Source organism: Maribacter flavus (genome assembly GCF_008386635.1).
Taxonomy (GTDB): Bacteria; Bacteroidota; Bacteroidia; order Flavobacteriales; family Flavobacteriaceae; genus Maribacter; species Maribacter flavus.
Map to the genome: position 1 here is coordinate 345,661 of NZ_VUOE01000001.1, position 24,663 is coordinate 370,323.

The 24,663-nt window shown below is 43.0% G+C and carries 19 protein-coding genes; 6 read left to right on the forward strand and 13 right to left on the reverse strand.

Annotated elements, in window-relative coordinates:
• Positions 1-8 precede the first annotated feature (8 nt).
• On the reverse strand, positions 9-1,763 hold the full coding sequence (locus tag F0361_RS01615) for a TonB-dependent receptor (protein ID WP_246160787.1): 1,755 nt from the start codon (positions 1,761-1,763) through the stop codon (positions 9-11).
• Positions 1,764-1,786: 23 nt separating this feature from the next.
• Complete coding sequence (locus tag F0361_RS01620) at positions 1,787-4,810, reverse strand: tetratricopeptide repeat protein (RefSeq protein ID WP_154916959.1); 3,024 nt, start codon at positions 4,808-4,810, stop codon at positions 1,787-1,789.
• 157 nt (positions 4,811-4,967) lie between these two features.
• On the opposite strand from F0361_RS01620, the gene F0361_RS01625 reads away from it, so the two are divergent.
• On the forward strand, positions 4,968-5,651 hold the full coding sequence (locus F0361_RS01625; protein ID WP_154916960.1) for a cell division ATP-binding protein FtsE: 684 nt from the start codon (positions 4,968-4,970) through the stop codon (positions 5,649-5,651).
• A gap of 12 nt (positions 5,652-5,663) precedes the next feature.
• On the opposite strand, the gene F0361_RS01630 is transcribed toward F0361_RS01625, so the two are convergent.
• The 4 genes from F0361_RS01630 to F0361_RS01645 all read right to left on the reverse strand — a co-directional run bounded on the left by F0361_RS01630 (position 5,664) and on the right by F0361_RS01645 (position 11,597).
• The gene (locus F0361_RS01630; RefSeq protein ID WP_138257434.1) at positions 5,664-6,722 is read right to left on the reverse strand and encodes a mandelate racemase/muconate lactonizing enzyme family protein; all 1,059 of its coding nucleotides are present in this window, start codon (positions 6,720-6,722) and stop codon (positions 5,664-5,666) included.
• On the reverse strand, positions 6,719-7,783 hold the full coding sequence (locus tag F0361_RS01635; protein ID WP_154916961.1) for a DUF1611 domain-containing protein: 1,065 nt from the start codon (positions 7,781-7,783) through the stop codon (positions 6,719-6,721). The genes F0361_RS01630 and F0361_RS01635 overlap by 4 nt, the downstream gene beginning before the upstream one ends.
• Positions 7,784-7,790: 7 nt before the next feature.
• Positions 7,791-8,852, reverse strand: coding sequence for a pyridoxal-phosphate dependent enzyme (locus F0361_RS01640; protein WP_154916962.1), 1,062 nt, complete (start codon positions 8,850-8,852; stop codon positions 7,791-7,793).
• A gap of 123 nt (positions 8,853-8,975) precedes the next feature.
• The gene (locus tag F0361_RS01645) at positions 8,976-11,597 is read right to left on the reverse strand and encodes an MGH1-like glycoside hydrolase domain-containing protein (protein WP_154916963.1); all 2,622 of its coding nucleotides are present in this window, start codon (positions 11,595-11,597) and stop codon (positions 8,976-8,978) included.
• A gap of 717 nt (positions 11,598-12,314) precedes the next feature.
• Here F0361_RS01645 and F0361_RS01650 point away from each other — a divergent pair.
• Together F0361_RS01650 and ppgK are read left to right on the forward strand one after the other, a co-directional pair.
• On the forward strand, positions 12,315-12,614 hold the full coding sequence (locus tag F0361_RS01650) for a hypothetical protein (RefSeq protein ID WP_154916964.1): 300 nt from the start codon (positions 12,315-12,317) through the stop codon (positions 12,612-12,614).
• Positions 12,615-12,754: 140 nt separating this feature from the next.
• Positions 12,755-13,504: a polyphosphate--glucose phosphotransferase gene (gene ppgK / locus F0361_RS01655; protein ID WP_154916965.1), complete on the forward strand. Its 750-nt coding sequence runs from the start codon at positions 12,755-12,757 to the stop codon at positions 13,502-13,504.
• Between the two features lie 20 nt (positions 13,505-13,524).
• Here the strand turns inward: ppgK and F0361_RS01660 are convergent, their stop codons facing one another.
• From F0361_RS01660 to F0361_RS01675, 4 genes are all read right to left on the reverse strand, one after another.
• Positions 13,525-14,313 (reverse strand): SDR family NAD(P)-dependent oxidoreductase, encoded by a 789-nt coding sequence (locus tag F0361_RS01660; RefSeq protein ID WP_154916966.1) that lies wholly within the window; start codon positions 14,311-14,313, stop codon positions 13,525-13,527.
• 280 nt (positions 14,314-14,593) lie between these two features.
• On the reverse strand, positions 14,594-16,393 hold the full coding sequence (gene typA, locus F0361_RS01665; RefSeq protein WP_154916967.1) for a translational GTPase TypA: 1,800 nt from the start codon (positions 16,391-16,393) through the stop codon (positions 14,594-14,596).
• Positions 16,394-16,483: 90 nt separating this feature from the next.
• Positions 16,484-17,029: a hypothetical protein gene (locus F0361_RS01670; protein ID WP_154916968.1), complete on the reverse strand. Its 546-nt coding sequence runs from the start codon at positions 17,027-17,029 to the stop codon at positions 16,484-16,486.
• A gap of 56 nt (positions 17,030-17,085) precedes the next feature.
• The gene (locus tag F0361_RS01675) at positions 17,086-17,667 is read right to left on the reverse strand and encodes a hypothetical protein (protein WP_154916969.1); all 582 of its coding nucleotides are present in this window, start codon (positions 17,665-17,667) and stop codon (positions 17,086-17,088) included.
• Between the two features lie 76 nt (positions 17,668-17,743).
• Here F0361_RS01675 and kdsA point away from each other — a divergent pair, with 76 nt between their 5' ends.
• A complete protein-coding gene (gene kdsA, locus F0361_RS01680; RefSeq protein ID WP_154916970.1) occupies positions 17,744-18,562 on the forward strand; it encodes a 3-deoxy-8-phosphooctulonate synthase in 819 nt (272 codons plus the stop codon).
• On the opposite strand, the gene F0361_RS01685 is transcribed toward kdsA, so the two are convergent.
• Positions 18,559-18,939: a DUF1801 domain-containing protein gene (locus tag F0361_RS01685; protein WP_154916971.1), complete on the reverse strand. Its 381-nt coding sequence runs from the start codon at positions 18,937-18,939 to the stop codon at positions 18,559-18,561. The two genes, kdsA and F0361_RS01685, sit on opposite strands and share 4 nt — an antisense overlap.
• Before the next feature lie 316 nt (positions 18,940-19,255).
• Here F0361_RS01685 and F0361_RS01690 point away from each other — a divergent pair, with 316 nt between their 5' ends.
• Together F0361_RS01690 and F0361_RS01695 are read left to right on the forward strand one after the other, a co-directional pair.
• Positions 19,256-20,422 carry a serine hydrolase domain-containing protein gene (locus tag F0361_RS01690; RefSeq protein WP_154916972.1) on the forward strand — a complete coding sequence of 389 codons (1,167 nt, stop codon included), beginning with the start codon at positions 19,256-19,258 and terminating at the stop codon, positions 20,420-20,422.
• A gap of 83 nt (positions 20,423-20,505) precedes the next feature.
• Positions 20,506-21,624, forward strand: a complete 1,119-nt coding sequence (locus F0361_RS01695) for an Sb-PDE family phosphodiesterase (protein ID WP_154916973.1) — start codon at positions 20,506-20,508, stop codon at positions 21,622-21,624.
• Here the strand turns inward: F0361_RS01695 and F0361_RS01700 are convergent.
• Together F0361_RS01700 and F0361_RS01705 are read right to left on the reverse strand one after the other, a co-directional pair.
• Positions 21,598-22,932 (reverse strand): sensor histidine kinase, encoded by a 1,335-nt coding sequence (locus tag F0361_RS01700; protein ID WP_154916974.1) that lies wholly within the window; start codon positions 22,930-22,932, stop codon positions 21,598-21,600. The genes F0361_RS01695 and F0361_RS01700 overlap by 27 nt on opposite strands.
• A 318-nt stretch (positions 22,933-23,250) precedes the next feature.
• Positions 23,251-24,450, reverse strand: coding sequence for an NAD(P)-dependent oxidoreductase (locus tag F0361_RS01705; protein ID WP_154916975.1), 1,200 nt, complete (start codon positions 24,448-24,450; stop codon positions 23,251-23,253).
• Positions 24,451-24,663: the final 213 nt, after the last annotated feature.

Consider the following 24,663-nt stretch of genomic DNA (forward strand, 5'->3'; position numbering starts at 1 on the left):
GATTCCCTTTACAAATCGAACTTATAGGTAGCACCTGCCAAAACCTGCAAGCCTTGAACGGGATAATTTGCCCATCGCTGGTAGTTGTTGTTGGCAATGTTTGCCGCCTTCAAAAAGATGGATAATTGATTGTCTAACCTATATCCTAAATGAGCATTGGCATCAAAAAAGCTATCCAAATTGATCAAGGTTGCAGGAAAATCGGATACGGGAGCATTTTGCACCACTACCGTTGAAAAATCCTCCCTTTCCCCTACATAGAACAAATTGGCGCCGGCGAACCATTTTTCGCCAATCTGATAGTCCATAAACAGGGAGCCCTTTAAATTAGGCAGGTTCCAGGCAGGGTTGTCCGTTTCCGTATTGTAATCATACACTTCGGCATTGATGCCCAAGGTAAAATTTCGGTTTACGTCCACATTCAACTCCCCAAAAAGCCCAATAGTTTTTATGTCATCATAGAAAACCTCAAAAGAGTTACCAAAATAATACCCCTTCTCATCGTCCCTAAAATTGTTCTGGGGATTTAGCTTGAATAAGGGTGTATTATTTTCGGCCGTGTACGAACCTTTGATATTGTAGCTCAAATTAGGTAACAACTGTCCCCGCAATCCAATGTACGCATTGTACTGACTATCTGTTGGCGCAATGGTCAACGTAGGCGAGACAAAGGTATTCTCTTCTACAAAATCATAGTAGGAGTTTTGCCGCAACTCCCCTTCCACGCCTCCATAGGCAATAACGGTCTCATCCAACAATCGATATGAAGCCCTTACGGCGGGATAGATATAAAAATTGCCCTCACTGGCCTCAAGGTTCATCCCGTATACCAAATTCACGCCCAAATTCAATGAAAGATCGTCCCTTCGCATAATGAGGCCCGGACTAATACCTACCTGTAGATGGCTATAGGAAATCCCTTGGTCGTTGGTGGGGCTATTGACACTGGCGTTTTCAAAATTTCCTGCTACATAATCCACTTTTACCCCTATGGCAAATGCCTCTTCATTAAGCGGCGCCTCAAAGGAGGTATTCAAAATAGCCCTGTTCTCTCCGGATTTTACCGCATCCCAGAATCTTCGATATTTCAAATCCAAACGCTTAAAAAAGGATTCCTCAACATTTAGATGACCGCCAACTTCTCCCATGTAATAGTTTTGACGCTCATTGATTCCATTAATCGTAGCCTGGTCATAAACACCTTCTGGGAGCCCATACCAATTGTATAATTGGTGCTGGAAAGCAACATTGGTACCCCAATCAAAATCGCGGTCCCGCTTTTTAAAGGATGCGTCCAAACGGCTATCTGCAAAAATATTGTCGAGCTGCACGCCTTCTATGGCACCCCTGGAAGAATTGTGGTTAAAACCCAAGTCGAAAGTCGCGTCCCGATCTACTTCGCGGGTCGTATAGAATTCTGCCGTTGCATTCCCGTAATTGCCAACCCCGGCAGAAGCATATGTGTTGAACAGTACCGGCGGTGGAATTCTTTCAACCCGTGAAGCGGTTCCCTTGGATGGTGTAAAGGTGGAGGCCACCGGAACGGAAAAAATGCTGTAGTTGATTTTCTTTTTCTGCAAAACGATGGAATCGTTTAGATTGGGCATAGACTTTATTTTGAAGGCATCTGAGACCGTAGGGGTATAGGCCTTGGTCACCGTAACGGTTTCCGTACCTAAATCCTCAGTTTCTTCTTGTGCAGTGGCCCAAGGGGCCACCATCAATATTACCAATCCTATTCCTATTTTGATGCTTTTGTACATACGTGTTCTATTGCTATGCTGGTTTACTCTTGATTTGGATCTACGGAAGAATTGCGCTGGGATTCCTTGGATTTTATGATGGCCAATTCTCCTTGGGCTTCGGCCACAATTTCTGGATATTGACTAAAATTGGATATCACACTGTCCAAAATATAGGTCGCCTGATACGAGTCGCTCAAAGCGTAAAAGTTTTTGGCCATCAAGACCAGCCCTTTTCCGCCCCACTCTTTATAAGTGGCGTAATCCTTTGCCAATTTCTGCACGGAGATGTTGGACGATTCATAATCCCCCTCCTTGTTCTTAAAGTAGGCATCGTAGTACAATGCCTCGGCGGCGGTTGCCCCGGATGCAATGGTCAAAACTTGTGCGTAGGCCGATTTCGCCTTGGATTCGTTACCGGTAGCTATGGCGGAGCGTGCGATCATTATCTGGGCGTCGCTTTTGATACGGTCATCAATACTAGCGGTAGCTAAAACCTTATCCGCATACTCCAAGGTTTTTGGGTAGTTTTTTTGCTCGTAGTACCCTTTCATCAAGTTGGACTGGGCAAAGGTCCTGTTCTGTTGGATGTTGGCCTGGTCCTCCAATTTCAAGAGATAGGGAAGCGCGGTAGCATATTCATCTTTTCCGATGTATACCTCGCAGACCCTAGTCAAGGCCTGCTCCGCATATTCGCTGGTGGTCTTATCGGCCACATATTTGTAATAAGGCAAAGCGGCATCCTTATCCCCGGCACCAAAATACAGCTGTGCCAAACTGAAATTTGCGTCCAAGGCATGGAGTCCGTTGGGGAATTCCTGGATATATTTTTTATAGGCGCGAATTGCGGCATCGGTCTTGCCCTCCAAATTCTGTTTTTGGGCCGATTCAAAAGTGGCATTGTCCAGTTCAGCATCGGTCACTTCTACAAAATCCAGTCCGTTTACCCAACTTGCGTACTCATCCACCCTGCCCATATCCACATAAACCAATTTTGCAGTTGATACTGCCTGAATGGCTTCCTGGGTATTGGGAAAATCCCTAACAACGGTTTTGAACTTGCCCAGTGCCTCATTGTTCCTTCCGGAATTGTAAAAGACGAGCCCCTGCCTCATAAGGGCCTGTGGCACAAGGGAACTTCCCCTAAAATCATTGATCAATCGGTCATAGGCTTGGAGCCCCTTGTTCTCTTGCCCTGCGGATACATAGGTATTACCGAGTTCAAACAGGGCATCGTCCTTAAATGTTGACCTTGGGTACTGTGCCACGAAACTCTCGAGGTTTTCAATTTTACTTTCTGTCCTATCAACAAAACCATAGCTCATGGCCTTTTGATATGCGGCATAGTCCTTTTCAGGTCCGGTCAAGGCCAAGGCCTTATTGTAGGTCTCTATGGCCGGCCAGTATTTACTGGTCGCAAAATAACTGTCGCCCAATCGCAGATAACCGTCATGCAACTTCTCAACATCGTCCTTTTGGGCATCTGTGAAAGCACTGAAATAAGTAATGGCATTGGTGTAGTCCTTTTGTTTAAAATATGCATAAGCCAAATCATAATCCACGTCATTTCCTTCATTTACATTTCTGGAAGCAGGGTTTTGTTTGAAGTCCCTGAACCCTAACGCAGCGGCATCAAACCGATTTAGCAGATAATCCGCTTCCGCCTTCCAATACGTTGCACGCGCCCTAAAGGAGTCATTGATGGCACTGCCCAAGGATTTTCCCAAAACTTCCGATGCCGCATTGTAATCCCCTTCCAAGTACAATTCCAGACCCCGGTAGTAGGCCACCTTTTGATAGGTTTCCTTGGTGGCATAATTTTGGTTCCTCTCCAACAGTTCCATCGCCCCCGCAAAATTTTTGGATGTAATGAAGGAGTCCACCAACAAGGTCTGCATCTCCTCCTTGTTTTCGTCGTTGGGATAGGCATCCAGATAGTTCGTTATTACCTGTGGTACAGGCTCGTAGGCATTCCCCACTTCATAGCTCAATCGCGCATAATTGAGAAAGGCATCCTTCTTTATATCTGGATTAAAATCCATTTGAGAGGCATTCCTAAATGCGTTCAACGCTTCCTGTTTTTGGTCCTGTTTCAAATAGCACTCCGCCAAATGGTAGTAGGCATTTTGGGAAACACTGTTCGTACCGCCAATAATCTTGTTGAACTGGGCAATGGCATTGGCATAGTCGCCCTGTTTGTAATAGCAGTATCCCAATTGGTAATAATCCGTATTGTTCCATTTGCCACGCTTGCCTTTGTATTCCTTCAAATAGGGGATGGCATTTTCATATTGACCGAGGTTAAAATAACTCTCCCCGATGATTTTATTGAGTTCCGATACTTCCGTTCTGTCCGATTTTGGAAGTTGCTTCTTGGCCAAAGCGATCGCTTCCTCGAACTTACCAAGTTTAAAGTTCATATCGGCTTGATAATAACTCAATTTCTCCTCGAGAACGTTCTGGTCCGTAATCTGGTCAAAGCGCTCATTGGCGGCCTCGTAGTCGTCCTGTTGATAGGAAATGTATCCCAAATAATATTTGGCTTGGGAACCATATACCAGGGAGGTGGTAACCTTTTCCAAATAACGCTCCGCTTCCTTTGGCTTACTTGAGGAAAAGAGTGAATATCCGTAGTTAAAGTTGAATTTGTCCATTTCGCCCCGCGACAAGGCGCTTTGATCTACCCTGTTGTACCATTTAAGGGCATATGGATACTTTCCCGTATCAAAATAGTATTCCGCTACATCTGCATAGGCGGAATTTGTTTTGGTGGAGGTTGGATAGTTTTCTACGAACTCCTCCATCATTCGGTCCGCGCCGGGCTGGTTCAATCGAACCGCAGCATTGGCCGCATAGTAGGCACTATTGGCGGCAATCTCCTCGTCCTTGGTCGTTGATTTTACTTTTTCGAATATGGTTTGGGCCGCCTGAAACTGTTCATTGTTATAAAGCGTTAAGGCGTCTTGAAAGTCCTTGTTTTCGTGTGTGTAGATTTTGGATTCCTGGGCGGTTCCCATCCAAATAACTCCCATGGCCAATGGAAGAAAAGCGGTGATTTTATGAAACATAGTGTTCTATTACTATTTTGAATTACCGAAGTATCACAAAGGATAACGGCAAATATTGTACCTAAGTATGTGGGTTGTGCCTACAAAAGAAAAGAATTTGTTTTAGGGTACGCCGTTATCAAAAGGAACTTATTACTTTTATATTAACAGAGCATTTATGGAAGAGACGGTTTTAGAGTTAAAGGATGCATCCATTTTCCAAAAGGAAAGTCTGGTGCTAAGCGAAGTAAATATCCATGTAGCAAAAGGGGAATTTGTATACCTCATCGGGAAGACGGGCAGTGGCAAAAGTAGTTTTATGAAAACCCTTTATGGAGACCTTCCCTTGCAAAAAGGAGAGGGAAAAATCGTGGATTTTAATTTAAAGACACTTAAGGAAAATGATATTCCTTTCCTACGAAGGAAACTGGGAATCGTTTTTCAGGACTTTAAGCTCCTGCCGGATAGGAACATCAACCAAAACATGCTGTTCGTTCTAAAGGCAACCGGGTGGAAGGACCAGGCCAAAATGGACGCCCGGGTGGTGGAGGTTTTGGAGAAGGTGGGCATGAAGACCAAAGGCTTCAAGTTTCCGCATGAGCTATCGGGCGGGGAACAGCAGCGCGTTGCCATTGCCAGGGCACTTTTGAACGACCCAGAACTCATTTTGGCGGATGAACCTACCGGAAACCTGGATCCCCAAACCAGCGTGGAAGTAATGAAGGTACTTCAAGAAATAAACAAATCTGGACGCACCATCTTGATGGCGACCCATGATTATGCACTGATTCTCAAATATCCATCAAAAACCATAAAGTGCGACGCGAATAAAGTTTTTGAAGTGGTCCAAAAGGCGGTCTAATATTTCCGTGAATTATTCCGAATATCCCAATCCATACCTTTCCGTTGGATAAAGAACGCCCTTTTCCAACCGAAAAATATTTTTAAAAGGATCCCCCACCAAGTCTAGATGGCCATCCAGATCGGCATATACAATATTAGGTCTTGATAGGGCGAAATGCAGTCCGGCCGAAATACCCAATCCGCATTCATCGATACATCCTACCATGGTCTCCAATTTGGCCGCCTTTGCAACAGAACTGATATGGTTGGCGGTAAGAATTCCGCCTACTTTTTGAAGTTTGATGTTCACCATATCCACCCGTTCATTCTGCGCCAACCGAAAAGCATCGGTCAAGGTTTTTAGGCTTTCATCGGCCATAACGGGAATATCCACCTGCCCGGTGACCTCCCCTAAGTGTTCGTCCGATTCCTGTTTGGTAGGTTGCTCAAAAATTTCGATGCCAATGGTCGACGTTGCCCTTACGAAGGCGATGGACTCCTGTACGGTGTACCCCTGATTACCGTCAAACCGAAACTTAACATGGGGGAATGCCTCATGTAAGCGGATCATCTTGGCGATATCCTCCTCGAGATTTAAGCCGCCCTTAATTTTTAGGATCGAGAAGCCCATAGCCGTATATTCGTAGGCCTGTCGAACGGTCTCCCCCATATTCAGGATTCCAATGGTTATACTGGTGGGTATGCTCGACCTATAGCCTCCCAAAAACTTGAACAATGGAACCTGAGCCTTTTTGGACACTAAGTCATATAGTGCAAGATCTACCATGGCCAAGCAACTCGATTTTTTACCTAAAAGTGTTCGTAATTCGGAAAGTATTAGGGCGAAGGTAAACGGATCTTTGTTTTTTAGGTACGGTATGATGATAGAGTCCAAGGCATTTTGAACGTCCTCAGGAGTTTCATGGGTTACCTCCATATCTGGTACGGAACATCCATAACCTACCCAATTACCATCGGTTTCTAGTTTTAGTATGAAATTGGTGGTCGCATCAATCCTTTGGTAGGCAATGGTATAGGAAACTGCAAGTTCCAGGTCCAATCGCTCATAGCTAACCTTGGTAATCTTCATTGTAATTTACCCCTTACCAAGTCTACCAATTCCTTCGCGCCGTACTCCAATACATCGAACGCCGGTAACTTTGTTTCCAATGTGATACGTTTACAGACCTCTGGTATTTCATTCTTTTCCATTCCTTCATGGTTTACCGTAATGGCAATGACCTCCCTTCCAGAAATTACCTGTATTGCGTTGATCTGCTCTTCCAAGGAATGAAGACGGTATCCTGGAAATCCGTCGTACTCCAGTCTTTTGGGAGCATGTTGCAGAATGACATAATCCGGCCGGCCGGCTGCCAAAATTTCAAAACCACCGGGGTACGCGGGATTCATTAAACTCCCTTGTCCTTCAATGACTATAACATCCGGATGTTCATTTTTCCAGGCACTGACCACCGCATATTCTATTTCCCCGGAAACAAAATCATTGATACAACTATCCATGACCATACTGTATTTGGCTCCCTGCATCCAAGCGGTCTGGCCCGTTCCGATCATTTCGGCCTTTTTTCCCGCTTCGCGGAGCGCATGTACCAATATCCAAGCGGTGGTCCGTTTTCCCAAAGCGGAATCCGTTCCTAAAATGGCCAATTTAAGACAATCCACCTTTTCGATATCGCCCGTAAAAAAATGCAGTTTATCCCTGTCCGGGGTCTTTCGTATATCCCGAATGGTTACATTCTTTTCTTTGGCAAGCGCAACCAACTCGGAATCATTTGTTAAAAAATCGTGCAGACCACTATCGACGTTCATCCCTTGCTCCAGGGCCAATTTTATACTTCCTTTCGCCTCTACTGGTAATCGGCCACCATCCGGGGCCAATCCAACCACCAAATATTCCGGAGTAACATCCAGATTTGCAATGGCTTCCTGCAAATCCCTAAAAATGGGTATTCCGTTAGGTCTGCCATCCAACACGTGTCCAGCATCCTGCCCGGCATAATTAGAATCCAGCACCCCTAAAATCTCATAGCGTTCCGTAAACCTCACCAATCCGTGTGCCGTTTTTCCATTTGGCGTATTGAAGGCGCCCTGGCAATAAACCAAGGCCTTTCCATCTATTATTCTCTTCATATCAAAATTAGTTTTTTGCAGTGAGTACGGCCACAAAACGGTCCGCATCAAAATTCATTCTTTCATTAAGTTCCAATAGGGCTATCAATCCGGCGGTCGCGGCAGGTAGAACCTTGTACCCCTCCTTTTTGTTCAAAAGGGTAGTCATACCACGCAATTTCTTATCACTTATGTTAAAAGCCTCTCCGTTGGACTCCTTTATGGCATAAAGTGCCTCTTCACCGTCAAAGCTATGCCAATTTATCAAAGGTTCGTTGAGTTTGGTTTCCTTTATCATATCCGGTTTTAAATCTTTACAATGATCCATTCCTTGTAAAAATGAATACACTATGGGGTTTTTATTGGCAGAGGAAGCCGCTATCATTTTGGGAATCCTAGAAGTCTTCCCTCGTTTATATAACGTTACAAAGCCCCTGAAAATACCCGCAATCAGCGTTCCATTCGATACGGGAACCGCGCAATATTTGGGAGCGTCACCCAAATCCTCAAAAATTTCCAAGGCCAATTGTGAATACGCGGTAATTTGCAAAGGCGTATTAGAACCTCCAGGATTGGCATCGTACCAGTCGTTCTTTTCGGCAAGTTTGGAACTTTCCATAACCACGTCCTCATAACTTCCCGGCAATCTGATGATTTCCGCATTCAGCTGCTCCATCTCCGTGATGCGATCGGTATGATAGGTTTCCGGAATGTATATTTTACAGCGTACCCCAGCCAAATTCGCCGCAAGGGCCACGGCAACGCCGTAATTGCCACAGGTGGCCAAGGAGACGGTATCATATTCCCTTCTGAGGGCATCGTACAACTGCGCAAAGGCTATCCGATCCTTTTGGGTTCCCGTTGGATTATCGCCCTCATATTTGATGTAAAGTTGCCTAAGGTCAAACTCCCGCTCCAAGGTTTTTGCCCTGCTGAGCCCCGTATCCCCTATCTCCAGACTGATTATATCCTCATAACACTCCAATCGATCTACGAGCGATTTGGAACGGTCACGAACAAAGGCACTCAATTTACGAGCCTCTGATGAAACTTTATTTTCCGAGGTTTTTACGCCATCCTTCAGATCCATCTCTTATCTAAATAATTGGAATGAATATAATCCAAATTCGAAGATCGAATTGCCTCAAAAAGATGATTTTTTAAAAATATCCATCTACCTCTAAACCAGTACCGGTTTAAAAAACCAAGGAACCTAATCCATCTCCAAAATCAAATTGGCGATCAATGCCGTCCAACCTGTTTGGTGTGACGCTCCCAAGCCTTTTCCATGGTCGCCATCAAAAAACTCATAGAACAAATGATGGTCCCTAAAATGAGGGTCATTGGTAAAGAACTTGTTTTCATCGTCTGAATGATATTGGAACTTTCCGTCCTCATTGCGTTCAAAGAGCTTCAATAGCCTTTTGCTCAGTTCATTGGCAATTTGCTTCAAATTGAGCTTCCTACCGGAACCGAATGGAAATTCATACTGATAGGTGTCTCCGTAAAATAGATAGTATTTCCGTAAGGATTGTATGATCATATAATTCAGCGGCAACCATATTGGTCCGCGCCAGTTGGAATTACCGCCAAACATGTTGGAGCGGCTTTCCCCGGATTCATACTGAATTTGATGATGCCCGTGATGTTTGAATACGAACGGATGCTCCTCATGGTATTTTGAAAGGGACCTAATGCCATAATCCGATAAAAATTCATCCTCATCCAACATACGCCTCAACAAACGCTCCAGACGAAATCCGCGCATGATGGAGAACAGGTAATTGCCATCGGCATTTGTTTCCTCAATATTGGAGATAAGGGATGCCAAATCTGGCCTTGTCCTAACGATATCCGCGGCCCTTCGCCTAAATTCCTTAAGTTCCTCAAAAAGGTCCTTGTGGATGATCTCAACTGCGAACAATGGAATTATACCCACCAGTGACCTGACTTTCAGCCGATTGGTCATACCGCTATCCATCTCCACTACGTCATAGTAAAAGTTATCCTCATCGTCCCAAAGGGAAATATCCTTTTTACCGATGTGGTGCATGGCCCAGGCAATATTCAAAAAATGCCTAAAGAACTTGGCAACCAGGTCTTCATAGGATTTGTTGCTTTTGGAAAGCTCCAAGCTCATTCGCAGCATGTTCAGGGTGAACATGGCCATCCAGCTGGTCGCATCGGCTTGCTGCATTCTGGTAATTCCCGGTGGCATGTGGTTGCGGTCAAAGACACCAATGTTGTCCAGGCCCAAAAAACCGCCCTCGAAAAGGTCCGTTCCGCTTTTATCCTTTTGATTGACCCACCAAGTGAAATTGATCAACAACTTCTGAAAGGCCTTTTCCAAAAAATGGATATCGCCAGTGCCGGTCTTTTGTTTGTCCTTTTCGTAGACGTTCCAAACGGCCCAAGAATGTACGGGCGGATTCACATCGCTAAAATTCCATTCATAAGCGGGTATCTGCCCATTTGGGTGCATGTAACTTTCGCGTAACATCAATATAAGCTGTTCCTTGGCAAAATATGGGTCAATCTCAACGAAAGAGGCCATGTGAAAGGCCAAGTCCCATACAGCGTACCACGGGTACTCCCATTTATCGGGCATGGAAATGACATGTCTGTTGGTCAAATGCTGCCAACTGAAATTTCGGGGGCTTTCCCTGTAAGGTTTTGGTTCGCCAGGACCACCAAAAAGCCATTTATAAACATCGTAATAATAGAACTGCTTGGTCCATAACAAGCCAGAAAATGCCTTCTCCACGATTTCCCGATGTTCCTTGGGCAAATTCCTATCGGCAAGAATATCGTTGTAAAATTCATCGCATTCCTGCATCCGGTTTTGGAAAATAGCATCGAATCCAGACCATGGGTCGTCCAATTTTCCTTTGCTCAAACGAATCCTAACCGTTTTTTCCTCACCGGCCCGTAAGGTCAATTTATGCCAAACAGCAAACTTGGAACCTGTTTTATCCGGATTTACGGTATCCATGCCGTTTACAACGTGGTTGTTAATGCCATCCTTTACATAGGGAACCTCGTTGTCCACGTTATAAATGCGCTTGTTGTTGGTCTCATTATCGCAAAAAAGCTGATTTCCCTTTTCATGGTACAGATAATAACGGCCGTTCCTGACGCTTCTGGACATTACGCAATCTTCCGAAATAGCCTTCATGCTAGGTCTTTCAAACCGCTTGTTGTGCTTCCAAAAATTACGGAACCACAAATGTGGCAAAACATGGATGGATGCCTTTTTGGATGCCCTGTTCACTACGGTAACCTTCATTAGGATATCGCCCACATCTGCCTTGGCATATTCAATAAAGCAATCAAAGTAGGTATTGTTCCTAAAGGCCTTGGTATCCAGAATCTCATACTCCGCTTCTTCCCTGCTTCTGGCCCTATTTTTCTTTACCAAATCGGAATATGGGAACTTTTTTTGAGGATATTTGTACAAGAATTTATTATAGGAATGTGTTGGGGTTGACACTTGATGAAAGTACAGCTCCTTTACATCCTCTCCATGATTTCCTTCACCATTGGTGAGACCGAAGAGTCGTTCCTTGAGTATCGCATCCTTTCCGTTCCAAAACGCCGGTGCCAAACAGAGGATTTCCCTGGAATCGCAGAATCCGCCGATGCCTTCCTCGCCCCATCTGTAGGCATTGCTACGGGCTTTGTCATGATCTACAAAATTCCATGCCTGTCCGTTTACGCTGTAATCCTCACGAACCGTACCCCACTGGCGATCCGCCAGATAAGGTCCCCATCGTTTCCAATTCTTGTAATTGTCCCCAACGGCAAGACGTTGCTGCTCGGCATTTTTTTTGGTCATAAATCTGAATTCTTTATTATCAAATGGAACAACATTGGCAAACCTCCTATTTTTAAATGTTTCCTGCCCTTCCAGTTTGAGGTCGAACAACCTAGGGGCCAGCCCATTAGATGTTCGGAAAAAATATACTTTCAACTTAGTAGCAAAACCACCTGAACAATTGTTGGCAGCCCACTAGGTATTACACCCAGAGGAGGTGCCCATAAAAGTGTTAAAAATAAAATTTATTTGTTCAACTATTAAACGTGCATACAACTATTGAAGTATTGCTATTATTGTAGGCCGACTTTTATTTTGTTGATCTTACAATCCATTATAATTTACCAAAACCACAAGTTAATTTGAGGTCAAAAGATATCGGCCTTGCTTTATGGATGTTGTATTAACCGGCTTTTAATAAAAAATTGTCTAAGCAACGTATTTAAAAGAAAGAATCCGAAAAAGAAAGCATTTTGAACCGACCCTCTATTTCCAGCTCTAACGCCCAGTAATTAAAGGATAATGATAAATTCTAATACCAATACTTTCTAAAGTAAAATAAACTAAATAACAACTAATTGTTTTACAGTACATTACATTTTTAAAAAACTTGATTTGAAAAAACTGAAAAAATAATGAACATTCAAAAAAATTGAGTTCATTTGTGTCGGTTTCCAATCCTGTCCATCGCAGGAATAGAATCAAGACAAGAATTAAAAAACAGAAAAAACATACAAAATGAAAACACTTTTTATCGCGTTCGCTATGTTCGCGACCACATTTTACGGAAGTATTCCTCAGGACACCGTAAAGGTAAACGGTACTTATGACAGACATGAGGACGGAGTTTATTTTTTTATGGGCGATGAGGGAGAAATCTATGAATTTCATGACATTACCGATGAGGCATCTGAAGCTTTTGACCTTATGGACGAAGCGCTAATCGGAAAATTGTTCAATATCACCTTTACCTTGGAAATGGGGGAGGACGATGAAATGGAATACAACACCATTATCGCCCTGAAATTAATTGAATAACCCATATTCCCGAAACTCTTGGAAAAAGGACCTCGGTCCTTTTTTTGTTTTACAATTTCCCTAAAAACAAGGTAGTAGGGCGGAAAATTCAGGGAAAGGAATCTTTTTTGTTTCTTTGTGGTCTCTTTTAAATTTTCGTAATGACTTTACTTGGTATTGATGTAGGCGGCTCTGGAATCAAAGGCGCATTGGTGGATTCTGAAAGTGGTGAAATGCTGACCGAAAGGTTCCGTATTCCCACACCAAAACCACGAACGCCAGAAGCCATGTCTAACGTTATTGCAGAAATCGTGCAGCATTTCGACTACTCCGGTAAAGTGGGCTGCGGGTTTCCTACCATCATCAAAAAGGGTGTTTGTAAATCGCCCGGAAATTTAGATCCAAGCTGGTTAGGCGTCAATGTAGAAGAGCTATTGGAAAAAAAAACGGGCTTGGATTTTACCGTAATAAACGATGCCGATGCCGCTGGATATGCCACGATGAACTATGGTGTAGGAAGAGGTAAGGAAGGACTGGTCGTAATGATTACCATTGGTACGGGACTGGGGAGCGGGGCCTTTTATAACGGGGAACTGATTCCCAATTTTGAGCTTGGCCAAATACCTTATAAAAAATACGAGAAAATAGAACTATGGGCCGCGGGGAGCGCCATGGAGCGTGAGGAGCTTTCCTATAAAAAATGGGGAAAAAGATTCAATACTTTTTTGGAGTATGTGGAACTGATTATTTCACCCGACCTTATCATTCTAGGAGGGGGCGCTTCAAAGGACTTTAAACAGTTCAAGAAAAAAATTAAAATTGAAACCCCCGTTATACCTGCAGAACTGCAAAACCATGCCGGAATTATAGGTGCGGCCGTGGCGAGTCTCCACAAGGCTCCCAAGGTTTAATTTTTTAATTGCTTTCCATACTACAAAGCCTTATGGCCTTCACTGGACGCTTTAAAATCTTCGTAAGTTTCGGCAACTTTGGCATCGAATTTTTTTGGCTCCATAAAGTTGACCTCGCTATCCTTTATTCGTTGTTCCCCGCCAAAAATCACATGTAATTCTTTGTTCAGCAGGCCTTCGATGGATCTTTTGGCCACAAACTCCGGGGAATCCATTTCCATTCCATCAAACTTCTGCATCATATCCGTAGCCGTGGCCGTAGGAAAGGAGCACGTAACGGAAACATTATACGGAGCCAATTCCCTTCGCATGGAATCTGAAAACTGTTTAACTGCTGCCTTGGTACTGCCATACACTGCATAAAACGGCATCCCTATGAGGCCCAATCCAGATGAAATATTGAGAATGGCCCCTTCCTCAGACGATTTCAATAAAGGCACGCAGTATTTTGTCAATAATAAAATGGCGGTTTGGTTGACTGCCACCTGATCGTAGATTTCCTCATCGGGCAATTCTTCCAAAGGCCCCGCCGAAACGATGCCTGCATTATTTATCAAGATATCCAGATACCCCCATTTATCCTCGATACGGGCCGCTGCCTCCCTAAGGACATCAATATTTGCGACATCGCCGGAAATCCTCATAAATTTGACCTCAGGATATGCCTCTGACAATTCCTTTAGCTTTTTCTTGTCCCTGGCAATGATGGCCAGGTGCGTTACGCCGCCATCAATCATTTCTTGCACAATACATCTACCGATACCCCTTGTACCCCCTGTTATGAGTACCCGTTTTCCTTTTAATTGCATGTTAGTCCCTATGAGTTTTGTTAGTTAGCCTAAGTTGTTTGGGACTTCAAATTAGAAAAAAAAATGCGGTAGAATTAAAGAAAATTAGGCTTGATATAATTATTACGAAAACGTTATTTTTTAAACAAATTATATTTGATAATAAGAAAAAAGATATTAAAAATTTAATAGTTTGGTAAAAGTATTTTTTAGCTAAAATCGGAGTCGTGCAGAATTAACTTTAGGTATTTGAACACAAAATAAAGAAACAAAAAAAGCCCTGAAAAATCAGGGCTTTGTTTTAAGCTATTTTATTCCGTTTTCGGTCGTTTTCCGTTAAGTATATTTTTCGTAACCTAAGGTGCTTCGGCGTTACCTCAACATATTCGTCCTTTTGTATATATTCCAAGGCTTCTTCCAAGGAGAATTTTATGGCAGGTACGATCCGTGCCTTATCATCTGCACCGGAGGAACGTACGTTGGAAAGTTTTTTTGTCTTGGTAATATTTACGGTCATATCGTCCCCACGGGAATTCTCGCCAATTACCTGTCCTTCGTAAATATCCTCACCTGGATCCACGAAAAACTTTCCACGCTCCTGTAATTTGTCAATGGAATATGGAATCGCCTTGCCGGTTTCCATGGAAACCAAGGAACCGTTCTGGCGCTGTGGTATGTCGCCTTTCATGGGTTGGTACTCCAAAAATCTATGTGCCATAATGGCCTCACCGGCGGTTGCCGTTAGCAATTGATTTCTAAGTCCGATGATGCCCCTAGAAGGAATTTGGAACTCACAGACCATTCTGTCGCCCTTTGCCTCCATACTGGTCATCTCCCCTTTTCTGATGGAAACCATTTCAACGGCCTTCCCCGAAACATCCTCGGGCAAATCGATGGTCAGATGCTCGATGGGCTCACATTTCACGCCGTTTATTTCCTTAATGATTACTTGTGGTTGGCCAATTTGAAGTTCATAACCTTCCCTTCTCATGGTCTCTATCAGTACGGATAAATGAAGTACCCCACGGCCAAAGACCAAAAACTTGTCGGCACTATCGGTCTCGTTTACACGAAGTGCCAGGTTTTTTTCCAATTCTCGCTCCAAACGTTCCTTGATATGGCGGGAAGTAACGAACTTACCGTCCTTTCCAAAAAACGGACTGTCGTTTATAGTGAACAACATACTCATGGTTGGCTCGTCAATGGCAATGGTCTTCAAACCTTCCGGATTTTCAAAATCGGCCACGGTATCCCCTATTTCAAAGCCTTCTACACCAACCAGGGCACATATATCTCCTGCTTCAACCGATTGTACTTTTTTACGGCCCAAGCCTTCAAAAGTGAACAATTCCTTGATCTTGGATTTGACGATGGTCCCGTTTCTTTTCACAAGAGAAATAGGCTGACCCTCCTTCAATGTACCTCGTTGCAATCTTCCAATGGCGATACGACCTGTAAAAGAAGAGAAATCCAGGGATGTTATCAACATCTGTGTGTTGCCTTCCTTGGGTTCAAAAGAAGGTACATGTTCGATGACCATATCCAACAAGGGTTCAATAGTACTGGTCTGGTTCTTCCAATCATCGCTCATCCAATTCTGCTTGGCAGAACCGTAAACCGTTGGAAAATCCAACTGCCATTCCTCCGCGCCCAACTCGAACATTAGGTCAAATACCTTTTCATGTACCTCCTCAGGGGTACAGTTTTCCTTATCTACCTTATTGATGACCACACAAGGTTTCAAACCAAGATCAATGGCTTTTTGAAGTACGAATCGGGTCTGCGGCATGGGTCCCTCAAAGGCATCCACCAATAGCAAAACACCATCGGCCATGTTCAAAACCCGCTCAACTTCTCCACCAAAATCCGCGTGTCCCGGGGTATCTATAATATTTATCTTAGTGTCCTTATAGACAACGGATACATTCTTGGATACAATGGTTATACCCCGTTCCCTTTCCAAATCGTTGTTGTCAAGAATTAAATCCCCCGCATTTTCATTCTCACGGAACAAACTACAGTGGTACATAATTTTGTCAACCAAGGTGGTTTTACCATGGTCTACGTGTGCGATAATCGCAATATTTTTTGTCTTGGACATAAGGCCTTATTTTAAGCGCGCAAAGATAGTCTTAATTTCTGTACCTCCGACCAAACAAATGTTATTTTTATCTTATTGATTTTGAGGTGGTTATTTTGATTTTCCCTTTCCCAAAATCCAACCCACCTTGGCAGACAATAACAAATCCACATTATTGCTGAACTCATCTATAAAATAGGCCGGAACCGCCTCCAAACGAAATTGTAAGCCACTTGGAAACGTCCTTTGAATACCGTAAACTGCCCCCAGTGCAATAGTGTAACTTGAAGCGTAATCCAAATTACCTATGAGAGCATTGCCTCCTTGTATTGCAACCGTAGGTGCCGTATAGTTACCCGTATTACCCGAAATACGCTTTCCTTTATTCATCCTTCGATTGAAATTATAATAATCACGATATGGAATTTTTCCGATAGGATAAACGCCAAAACCATTTCCAAAAAAGGTCGATTCCTGATAGGCAAAACCTAAAGTTGCCTCTCCAGTAAACGTGGAATTTTCCGAAACGCCTATTTCATAAACAAGACCGGGAAGTAAAAAATTTAATGTGAGTTGATTAGCCTCGACTTTTTTTGAAGACTGTGCATGCATTCCTAAAACACATACCAAAAAAGCAATAAAAAAGCAGTTTTTCATAATTGATTGGTTTGATTTATTGTATCTCCAACCCATCAACTATCAAGCCAAAAAAATCATTCAAAGACCGGTTTTCTGGATTTCCGCTTGGTAGCGACCCAACCAAAAGTAAAGTTCACTAAAGGCCCGTAACCATTGGGAACCCCATCGCCCCTGTAATAACCCGCTCCCAACTCCAAATTGAAATTAAAACCCTTGGGATACGTACGTTGAATGCCATAAACCGCCCCAAATACTCCCAAATTAAAATCGTCCGGACCTTCAATATTGCTCGCCAATCTACCTTGTGAGAAAAATATACTTCGGGCCGCCCCAAAATAATCCCCGGAGTTCCCAGAAACATTTTTGTTGTTTCGAATGCGTCTATTAAAATTATGGTAATATCGAACCCTGGTATGTAAGGTTACCCCAACCGCATACCCTTCTTCGTACGTGGCATATCCCAGTCCCAGGCCACCCGATGCACTCACGTTTTTAAAAAGCCCCAATTCATAGGAAATTCCAGGAGATAGCAAATCAAACCTAAATTGATGTCGTTCCAGGTTTACAATTCCAAACCCTTTTTCAGTGACCCCATAACTTTGGGATTGCACTGTTAACCCTACTAAAACGAGTAGAAAAAAGAGAATTTTGTTCATTTCGATTGATGGTTGTCGCATTTAAATCTAAAAACAATACCAGGGAATAGTACTATCTTTATGAAAAATTTATAAGATGGATTTGTCCAAGATTTCCCAAATAAAATACACCGATTCCAACAATTTCTTTCTGCTATCAGGGCCCTGCGCCATTGAAGGTGAAGATATGGCTTTACGAATAGCCGATCATATTGTTTCCCTTTCAGAAAAGCTAAAAATCCCCTATGTTTTCAAGGGCAGTTTTAAAAAAGCCAATAGGAGTCGGTTGGATTCGTTTACTGGTATTGGGGATGAAAAGGCCTTAAAAATTCTTAGAAAAGTGTCCGAAACCTTTAAGATTCCCACAATTACGGACATTCACACGGAACAAGATGCCGCAATGGCGGCAGAATACGTGGATGTTCTACAAATTCCGGCCTTTTTGGCCCGCCAAACCGATTTGGTGGTGGCCGCAGCGGAAACCGGCAAAACGGTAAATATCAAAAAAGGTCAGTTTATGAGTCCGGAAAGCATGAAACATGCCGTAAACAAAGTCACTGAAACCGGAAACCAACAAGCCATTATTACCGATCGTGGTACTATGTTCGGGTATCAGGACATGATTGTCGATTTTAGGGGCGTTCCCACCATGAAACAGTTTGCCCCTGTGGTATTGGACGTTACCCACTCCCTACAACAGCCCAACCAATCCTCTGGGGTTACCGGCGGCAGACCGGCTTTGATAGGGACCATGGCCAGGGCGGGAATTGCTGCAGGAGTCGATGGACTCTTTATCGAGACCCACTTTGACCCTGCCAATGCCAAAAGTGACGGAGCCAATATGCTGGATTTAAGTTTGATGGGAAAATTGCTGACAGATTTGGTAGCCTTACGGGAGGTAGTGAATACGTTCTAGGTTAAGTCCTCCCTTTTATAAAAACCTTTGCTTTTTAGGGATTCGGCCTCCAAGAGCACCTCTTTGAGAATGGTTTCGTCAATTTCTTCCAAAGTATTATAACGAAGGGATTTAACCACCTTTCTTTTTTCCGAAACCATTTTGTCCAGATGTTTTGTTAGGTGGGCCGAGTTCCAAAAACCAACATCCACAAACCCTTTTTTTAGGGACACATTCAGATAACATAAAGGAGTCTTTCCAATATAAAAACAAGGAATTCGCCAGTTATACTTCATGGAGGCATCTGGAATAGAATGTTCAACCACGGCCTTTATATGAAGTAAAATGCTTCTGTAAGGCTCAGGTTGATTTAAAATATAGTTTTCGGCCGGATTCATAACCGTTACAAGTTAACCAGATATTTTCAGACATATCAATATTTTTATTTTCTGAAAATAAAATTGAAATCCTCAAAAATCGAAAGGCATAATTAAAATCGAGTTCAATACTAAATGTTATTCCAAAAACCAATGAATCTTACTCTTGGTAGATACTTTAATTTTTGTATACCAAAGATTTTCCAAAATTGTTCTTTAGGGTCCAAGGTTATCTAAACCTATGATTTATCATAATCACCAATTAATCTGTAGGTAGTTTCAATTGGCTTCAAATTGAGATTATTAGTATCTTTAAATCATATTGAAACTAGGTATAATGACAAAAATACTTCTTTTCAGCTTTCTCTCTTTTTTAATGTTTTCTTGTGAAAAAGAAAGCACGGATGCGCCCATTTCGACTCCAGAAACTAACGAAATCAAAGAGGCTTCCCCTCCTACTGAATTTATTGAGGAGCAAGGGCAACAACCTACTGTTCAGGTTTCCCTAAATGAAATAACTTCCGATTTTGAGAGATTCATGTCCCAAAACAATTTTCCTGGTGCCCAAATTGCCATTATCCGAAATGAAAAATTGGTATACCTCGAAGCTTTTGGGATTTCAGATGTCGAGAAAAATTTACCCGTTTCCAACTCCACTTTGTTCAGGATTGCAAGTATATCAAAACCCATTACCCTTTTAGCAATCTCAAAATTGATACTTGATGGAAAACTCAGTTTGGATGAGCGTGTTTTCGGGGCCAATTCAATCTTAGGAAACACTTACGGCAACCTTCCCATAGAAAATAACGAGTTGCAAATTACCGTTGACCACCTAGTGGAACATACAGCTGGTTTTGCTAACGAACCAACCGATATCATGTTTGAGCAAGTCGATTTAAATTTTAACGTTCTAGCAGATAGGGTCTTGGATGAGCGCTCATTGACCTTTGAACCCGGTCTCCGCTTTCAATACTCCAATTTTGGGTACGCCTTATTAGGCAAAATCATTGAAGCCAAAAGCGGCCAAAGCTATAAAGACTATGTAAAAGAGAACATTTTGGAACCCAATTTAATCAATGAGATTTACATGGGAAAAAGCACTCTTGAAGGTAAACTTCCTGATGAAACCAAATATTATTCTTCTTGGGCTTCTCCTTACAGCATGAATATAGAACGATTGGGCGCTGCCGGTGGATGGGTATCCAATGCAAAATCCTTGGCCCTACTTGCAGTAAAATCAGATGGAAGATTCAATGTTAACAATATATTACCGGCAGGGAACGGAGTAAGTTACCTTTTAAGGAGTAGTTGGACACATAACGGTGCATTACCAGGAACCTTGGCAGTTTTACATGTTGGTCATCCATTTTCTTATGTTGTACTTGTAAATAGTGGGGAATCGAATTTTGCCACGGTTTTGGACGCTATCCATACATTTATGAACAACATGATAGAACGACAGGATGCTTGGCCCAATACGGATCTATTCGAACCTAACCAATAACTATCTTCAAATTAACAATTTAATAATCTTGGGCATACGCTTGGGTAACCACTGAAAATACAAAAAGTACTATTTTGAGCATCATGAAAAATAATTACTCCATCCTGTTCTTTTTATTTTCCATATTCGTGGTTTCGGGCCAAGAGCACACGCATCGCAGTGCCAGACCATTGACTTTTCCGGATATACCCAACTACAAAACCGTAAAGACCGACTTACACATGCATACCGTATTTTCGGATGGAAATGTATGGCCGAATATTCGTGTGCAAGAAGCCCTCAGGGACAATTTGGACGTAATTAGTTTGACGGAGCACTTGGAGTATCAGCCGCATTCCGAGGATATACCCCATCCTGACAGAAACCGTTCGTACGAAATTGCACTTCAGGAAGCAAAGGACCATGACCTATTGATCGTGCACGGTTCGGAAATAACCAGAAGCGCTCCTATGGGACATAACAACGCGGTTTTCATCGAGGACGCCAATCCAATTCTTCAGGAAAAAGCGGAAAATGCCTTTAAGGAGGCCAATAAACAAGGTGCCTATGTTTTTTGGAACCATCCGGCGTGGTATGCACAAAGCCCAAAAGGTACGCCCATCATGAGCGATTTCCAAAAAAGCCTTGTGGAGAAAGGACAGCTGCATGGCATAGAAGTCATTAACAGTTTGGACTATGCAGAGGAATCCCTTGCGCTCGCCTTGGAGTACAACCTTACCATTATGGGAACAAGTGATGTGCACGGACTCATCGATTGGGACTATACCGAAAAGGGAAACCACCGCCCCATCACCTTGGTTTTTGCGAAGGAAAAATCGCTTCCCTCCATCAAGGAAGCCCTTTTTGAAGGAAGGACGGTAGCCGTTTACAATGATCTTCTGGTAGGGAGAGACACCTATCTTGTGCCCCTCATCCAAAAAAGTATTAAGGTAAATTCCGTGAAATATATAGAGGACACCCTGGTATTGGAAGTGGTGCTGGAAAATTTGAGCAGTAGCGACCTAATTTTAGAGAATGCCATGAAGTACTCGTTTTATAGCAAACCGGCCATTTTCACAATTAAGGCAGGAACTTCGGAAACCTTGCGAATCAAAACCTTGGAAAGCATCGAACAACTGACCTTGGAGCTAAAGGCCCTGGGCGCTTATATCGCCCCTAGAACAAATCCCATAATTTCATGGGACCTCCGAGTAGGACAGTGATTCCTTCTGATTTTTTTTGTTCCCAAAATTTAAAAGGACATCTTCCTTGAAAAAGGAGAAGTAAAAACTGGTTCCCTCCCCTTCATTGCTTTTTAACCAGATTTCGCCTCCATTTTTGGATACAATCTTATTTACTACCGCCAGCCCAATACCACTGGAGTCCTTGCGTTTGTCTTCGTCCAATTTTTGGAATAGTTTAAAGACACGATCAAAATGTTCAGGTGCAATGCCCATACCATTGTCTTGGATATAAAAGGTGAATCGGTCTATCTCGTCCATGACACCAATATTAATGTAGGCAATTGGCTTATCATTGTATTTAATGGCATTTTGGATTAAATTTTGAAAAACCTGTATCATTTGGGTTTTATCCAACAACAGCCGTGGTAGGGAACTGTCCTTCTCTATGACCACCTTATCCGAGCTATTGGCCCTGATAAGTCCATCCAAAACCTCATTTAAATCCAAAAGCGTAGTAACCGTCTTTTTCTCGATTCCTAAGGAGTACTTTAGAATTCCATCTACAAGTAGGTCCATTTGTGCCACTTGGTCCATTAATAGTTGTAGGTTAACCTTTCCTTGCTCCAAGCGTCCATCATTTATATCTTCCAAAATCCAGGTACCCAAGGAATGTACATTGCGCAGAGGACTTTTCATATCATGTGAAACAACATAGGCAAATTCCTCCAACTCCCTATTTTTAACCGACAATTCCCTAGCCCGTTTTTCAAGGGCCTTGGTGCGTTGCTTTATCTTGGACTCCAAATCGATGTTTTGCTTACGCAGTTTATATTTATACCGAATGAACCCGTTTTGGATAAATGTTGAAAAAACAAAAATGGTTGCTAGCGACAACAAAATTGCTCCACCATCGGATGGGGAAAAGTCCGCCGACCGTAATTGAACCAATAAATGAACAAAAGAGGAAAATGTATATAGAATTATCCAGATCCGATGGTTCAACAGAAGAATACCTCCAAAAAGGGCTACATAGGTACCCAAAAGATAAGACAGGTGAAATTGGTTCAGGGCCGTGGTAATTATCAAATAATGGGCGAAAACCGTTAGGGCGGCAAACACGATATATCCAAAATACCTTCGGCACCAAGATGTAAAGAAAAAAGGAGCCAGCCCCACTGCCAGGAACAAAAGACTCAAAATCTCCGATGCCCAATCCAATTCCACCCGATCTGGATCCAGGTGTCCAATGACCATACTGTACAGATACAAACCGGGTGATATTAGCAAAAGAACGGGACGGGAGCTCCGTAGCTCAAAGTCGTCCATGGCACCAAAAGTTCGAAACATAGCACTACCATTTATATGGTGAAATTACGCCCTTCCCACACCTTAAGTGTGTTAGGAATTCCAATAGGGTCACATGTTTCGACGAACTACGATTTACTGTAGATGGATAGTAGCTTTTACAGGACCTGTTCTATAATGTACAATTCCTGTAAACCGATTTATTGCGGTTTTTAACGACAACGAATATTTAATAGTATGTAATATACGGACTGTCAGTATTGGGGGTTATTTTTTGGGATATTCGCTATTAAAGACCCATAGAAATTGAATTACCAATCTTAAACAATACAGAGATAATGCCACAACGGTTTCAGACGGTCAATTTGAAACATAGTCCGATAGATACTTAAACCTTTCTGTTAGCTTCCCGTCCTTGGTCATCCTTGCCCTTTGTAAAATACCGTCCGCATCCCCATTAAAGAAAGCGGGAATTACATTTTTAACGAAAGCCTCGCCAAAACCTTGGCTAGCATCGCGGGGCAATTCACAGGGAAGGTTGTCCACGGCCATAACGGCGATGGCATCGGGATTTTTATAATCGGTTTCGTTTTCCGTTTGTGGGTCATACCCATAAATGGGATCTTCAATAGTTGATGGTCTGATCGTGGATGCCACAGGACCGTCAATATCGCAGCTGACATCTGCGACTACCCGTATCTTAAAATCAGGATGTTTGGCATCTTCACGTGTATACAGATACGGTGCCCCTTGGCCGTAAAAATGTCCGGCAATGTAGAAATCGGTCACTTTGGCAAACCGGAAAAAATTGGATCTGTATTCTTCAGGGTTTGCAAAGAAGTCGGCCTTGTTCCCACGCACCCCATCCTTACGCTTGTTATACTCACCTGCATCAATTTGGCAATAGACGGGTTCGTTCAAGTTCTCCTCTAAATATTCTGAAACGTTTACACGGCGCAGGCCCATTCCGTCCAACATTTCGCGAGATCCGTTCCCCACCCTACCCCGTCCGGTAAGCAGTATTTTTATATTGGGGAGTGTTATATTTTTCAATTCCCGGATTAACGTTTGCTGATCCGGTAAGGCATTGGCCTTGGGCAACTCGAACAGGTCGTATTTTAATCCGTATGTGCGGAATCCATTATAGGCCCCAACGATACCCGCATACCTTCCAAAGGCTACCAAACGTTGTTCCTTTGGATTTGTGATGACCTCATGATCGTAAAGTTCGATATTTCTTTCCAAGATGGCGCGAAGCAAATCCCGATTATACGGCTGCTTTTTTATCGTATGCGAAAAGAAAAAGTATTTTTTGTTGGGAATGAGGGCATCGATGGGTACTTCCTTCACGCCCAAAAGCACATCACAAGTTTCCATGGTGTTTTCAACCGGTATCCCCAATTGCCTGTAAGATTCATCATCAAAGGCCCTAATGGGCGATGGTTCCACGAAAATCCTTGCTTTAGGAAAGGTACTCAAGACTTTTTGACAGGCCTGTGGTGACAATACCACCCTGCGATCTGGGGGATTCTTACGCTCTCTGATGATTCCGAACTTCATATATTCTTGGTATGGATTTTGCGCTAAAATAAGTAAATAAGGAGAGTTGGGATTAGGCTTGCCCAAAATTGTAGCGTATGCCAAACTTTTGTTAGCTTTGCGTCCCGCGCGTTAGATCCTTTGACTACGCTCAGGATGACTTGGTTGAAAATTTGCGTTAAGGATAGAGGCAATATCCTTTTTTTGTTTTTCGACTCCGTTCGAAATAACAGA

What these genes read in the sequence shown, in the direction of transcription:
- F0361_RS01615 (WP_246160787.1), bottom strand. Translation starts at nt 1,763, where the DNA reads ATGTACAAAAGCATCAAAATAGGAATAGGATTGGTAATATTGATGGTG.
- F0361_RS01620 (WP_154916959.1), bottom strand. Translation starts at nt 4,810, where the DNA reads ATGTTTCATAAAATCACCGCTTTTCTTCCATTGGCCATGGGAGTTATT.
- F0361_RS01625 (WP_154916960.1), top strand. Translation starts at nt 4,968, where the DNA reads ATGGAAGAGACGGTTTTAGAGTTAAAGGATGCATCCATTTTCCAAAAG.
- F0361_RS01630 (WP_138257434.1), bottom strand. Translation starts at nt 6,722, where the DNA reads ATGAAGATTACCAAGGTTAGCTATGAGCGATTGGACCTGGAACTTGCA.
- F0361_RS01635 (WP_154916961.1), bottom strand. Translation starts at nt 7,783, where the DNA reads ATGAAGAGAATAATAGATGGAAAGGCCTTGGTTTATTGCCAGGGCGCC.
- F0361_RS01640 (WP_154916962.1), bottom strand. Translation starts at nt 8,852, where the DNA reads ATGGATCTGAAGGATGGCGTAAAAACCTCGGAAAATAAAGTTTCATCA.
- F0361_RS01645 (WP_154916963.1), bottom strand. Translation starts at nt 11,597, where the DNA reads ATGACCAAAAAAAATGCCGAGCAGCAACGTCTTGCCGTTGGGGACAAT.
- F0361_RS01650 (WP_154916964.1), top strand. Translation starts at nt 12,315, where the DNA reads ATGAAAACACTTTTTATCGCGTTCGCTATGTTCGCGACCACATTTTAC.
- ppgK (WP_154916965.1), top strand. Translation starts at nt 12,755, where the DNA reads ATGACTTTACTTGGTATTGATGTAGGCGGCTCTGGAATCAAAGGCGCA.
- F0361_RS01660 (WP_154916966.1), bottom strand. Translation starts at nt 14,313, where the DNA reads ATGCAATTAAAAGGAAAACGGGTACTCATAACAGGGGGTACAAGGGGT.
- typA (WP_154916967.1), bottom strand. Translation starts at nt 16,393, where the DNA reads ATGTCCAAGACAAAAAATATTGCGATTATCGCACACGTAGACCATGGT.
- F0361_RS01670 (WP_154916968.1), bottom strand. Translation starts at nt 17,029, where the DNA reads ATGAAAAACTGCTTTTTTATTGCTTTTTTGGTATGTGTTTTAGGAATG.
- F0361_RS01675 (WP_154916969.1), bottom strand. Translation starts at nt 17,667, where the DNA reads ATGAACAAAATTCTCTTTTTTCTACTCGTTTTAGTAGGGTTAACAGTG.
- kdsA (WP_154916970.1), top strand. Translation starts at nt 17,744, where the DNA reads ATGGATTTGTCCAAGATTTCCCAAATAAAATACACCGATTCCAACAAT.
- F0361_RS01685 (WP_154916971.1), bottom strand. Translation starts at nt 18,939, where the DNA reads ATGAATCCGGCCGAAAACTATATTTTAAATCAACCTGAGCCTTACAGA.
- F0361_RS01690 (WP_154916972.1), top strand. Translation starts at nt 19,256, where the DNA reads ATGACAAAAATACTTCTTTTCAGCTTTCTCTCTTTTTTAATGTTTTCT.
- F0361_RS01695 (WP_154916973.1), top strand. Translation starts at nt 20,506, where the DNA reads ATGAAAAATAATTACTCCATCCTGTTCTTTTTATTTTCCATATTCGTG.
- F0361_RS01700 (WP_154916974.1), bottom strand. Translation starts at nt 22,932, where the DNA reads ATGTTTCGAACTTTTGGTGCCATGGACGACTTTGAGCTACGGAGCTCC.
- F0361_RS01705 (WP_154916975.1), bottom strand. Translation starts at nt 24,450, where the DNA reads ATGAAGTTCGGAATCATCAGAGAGCGTAAGAATCCCCCAGATCGCAGG.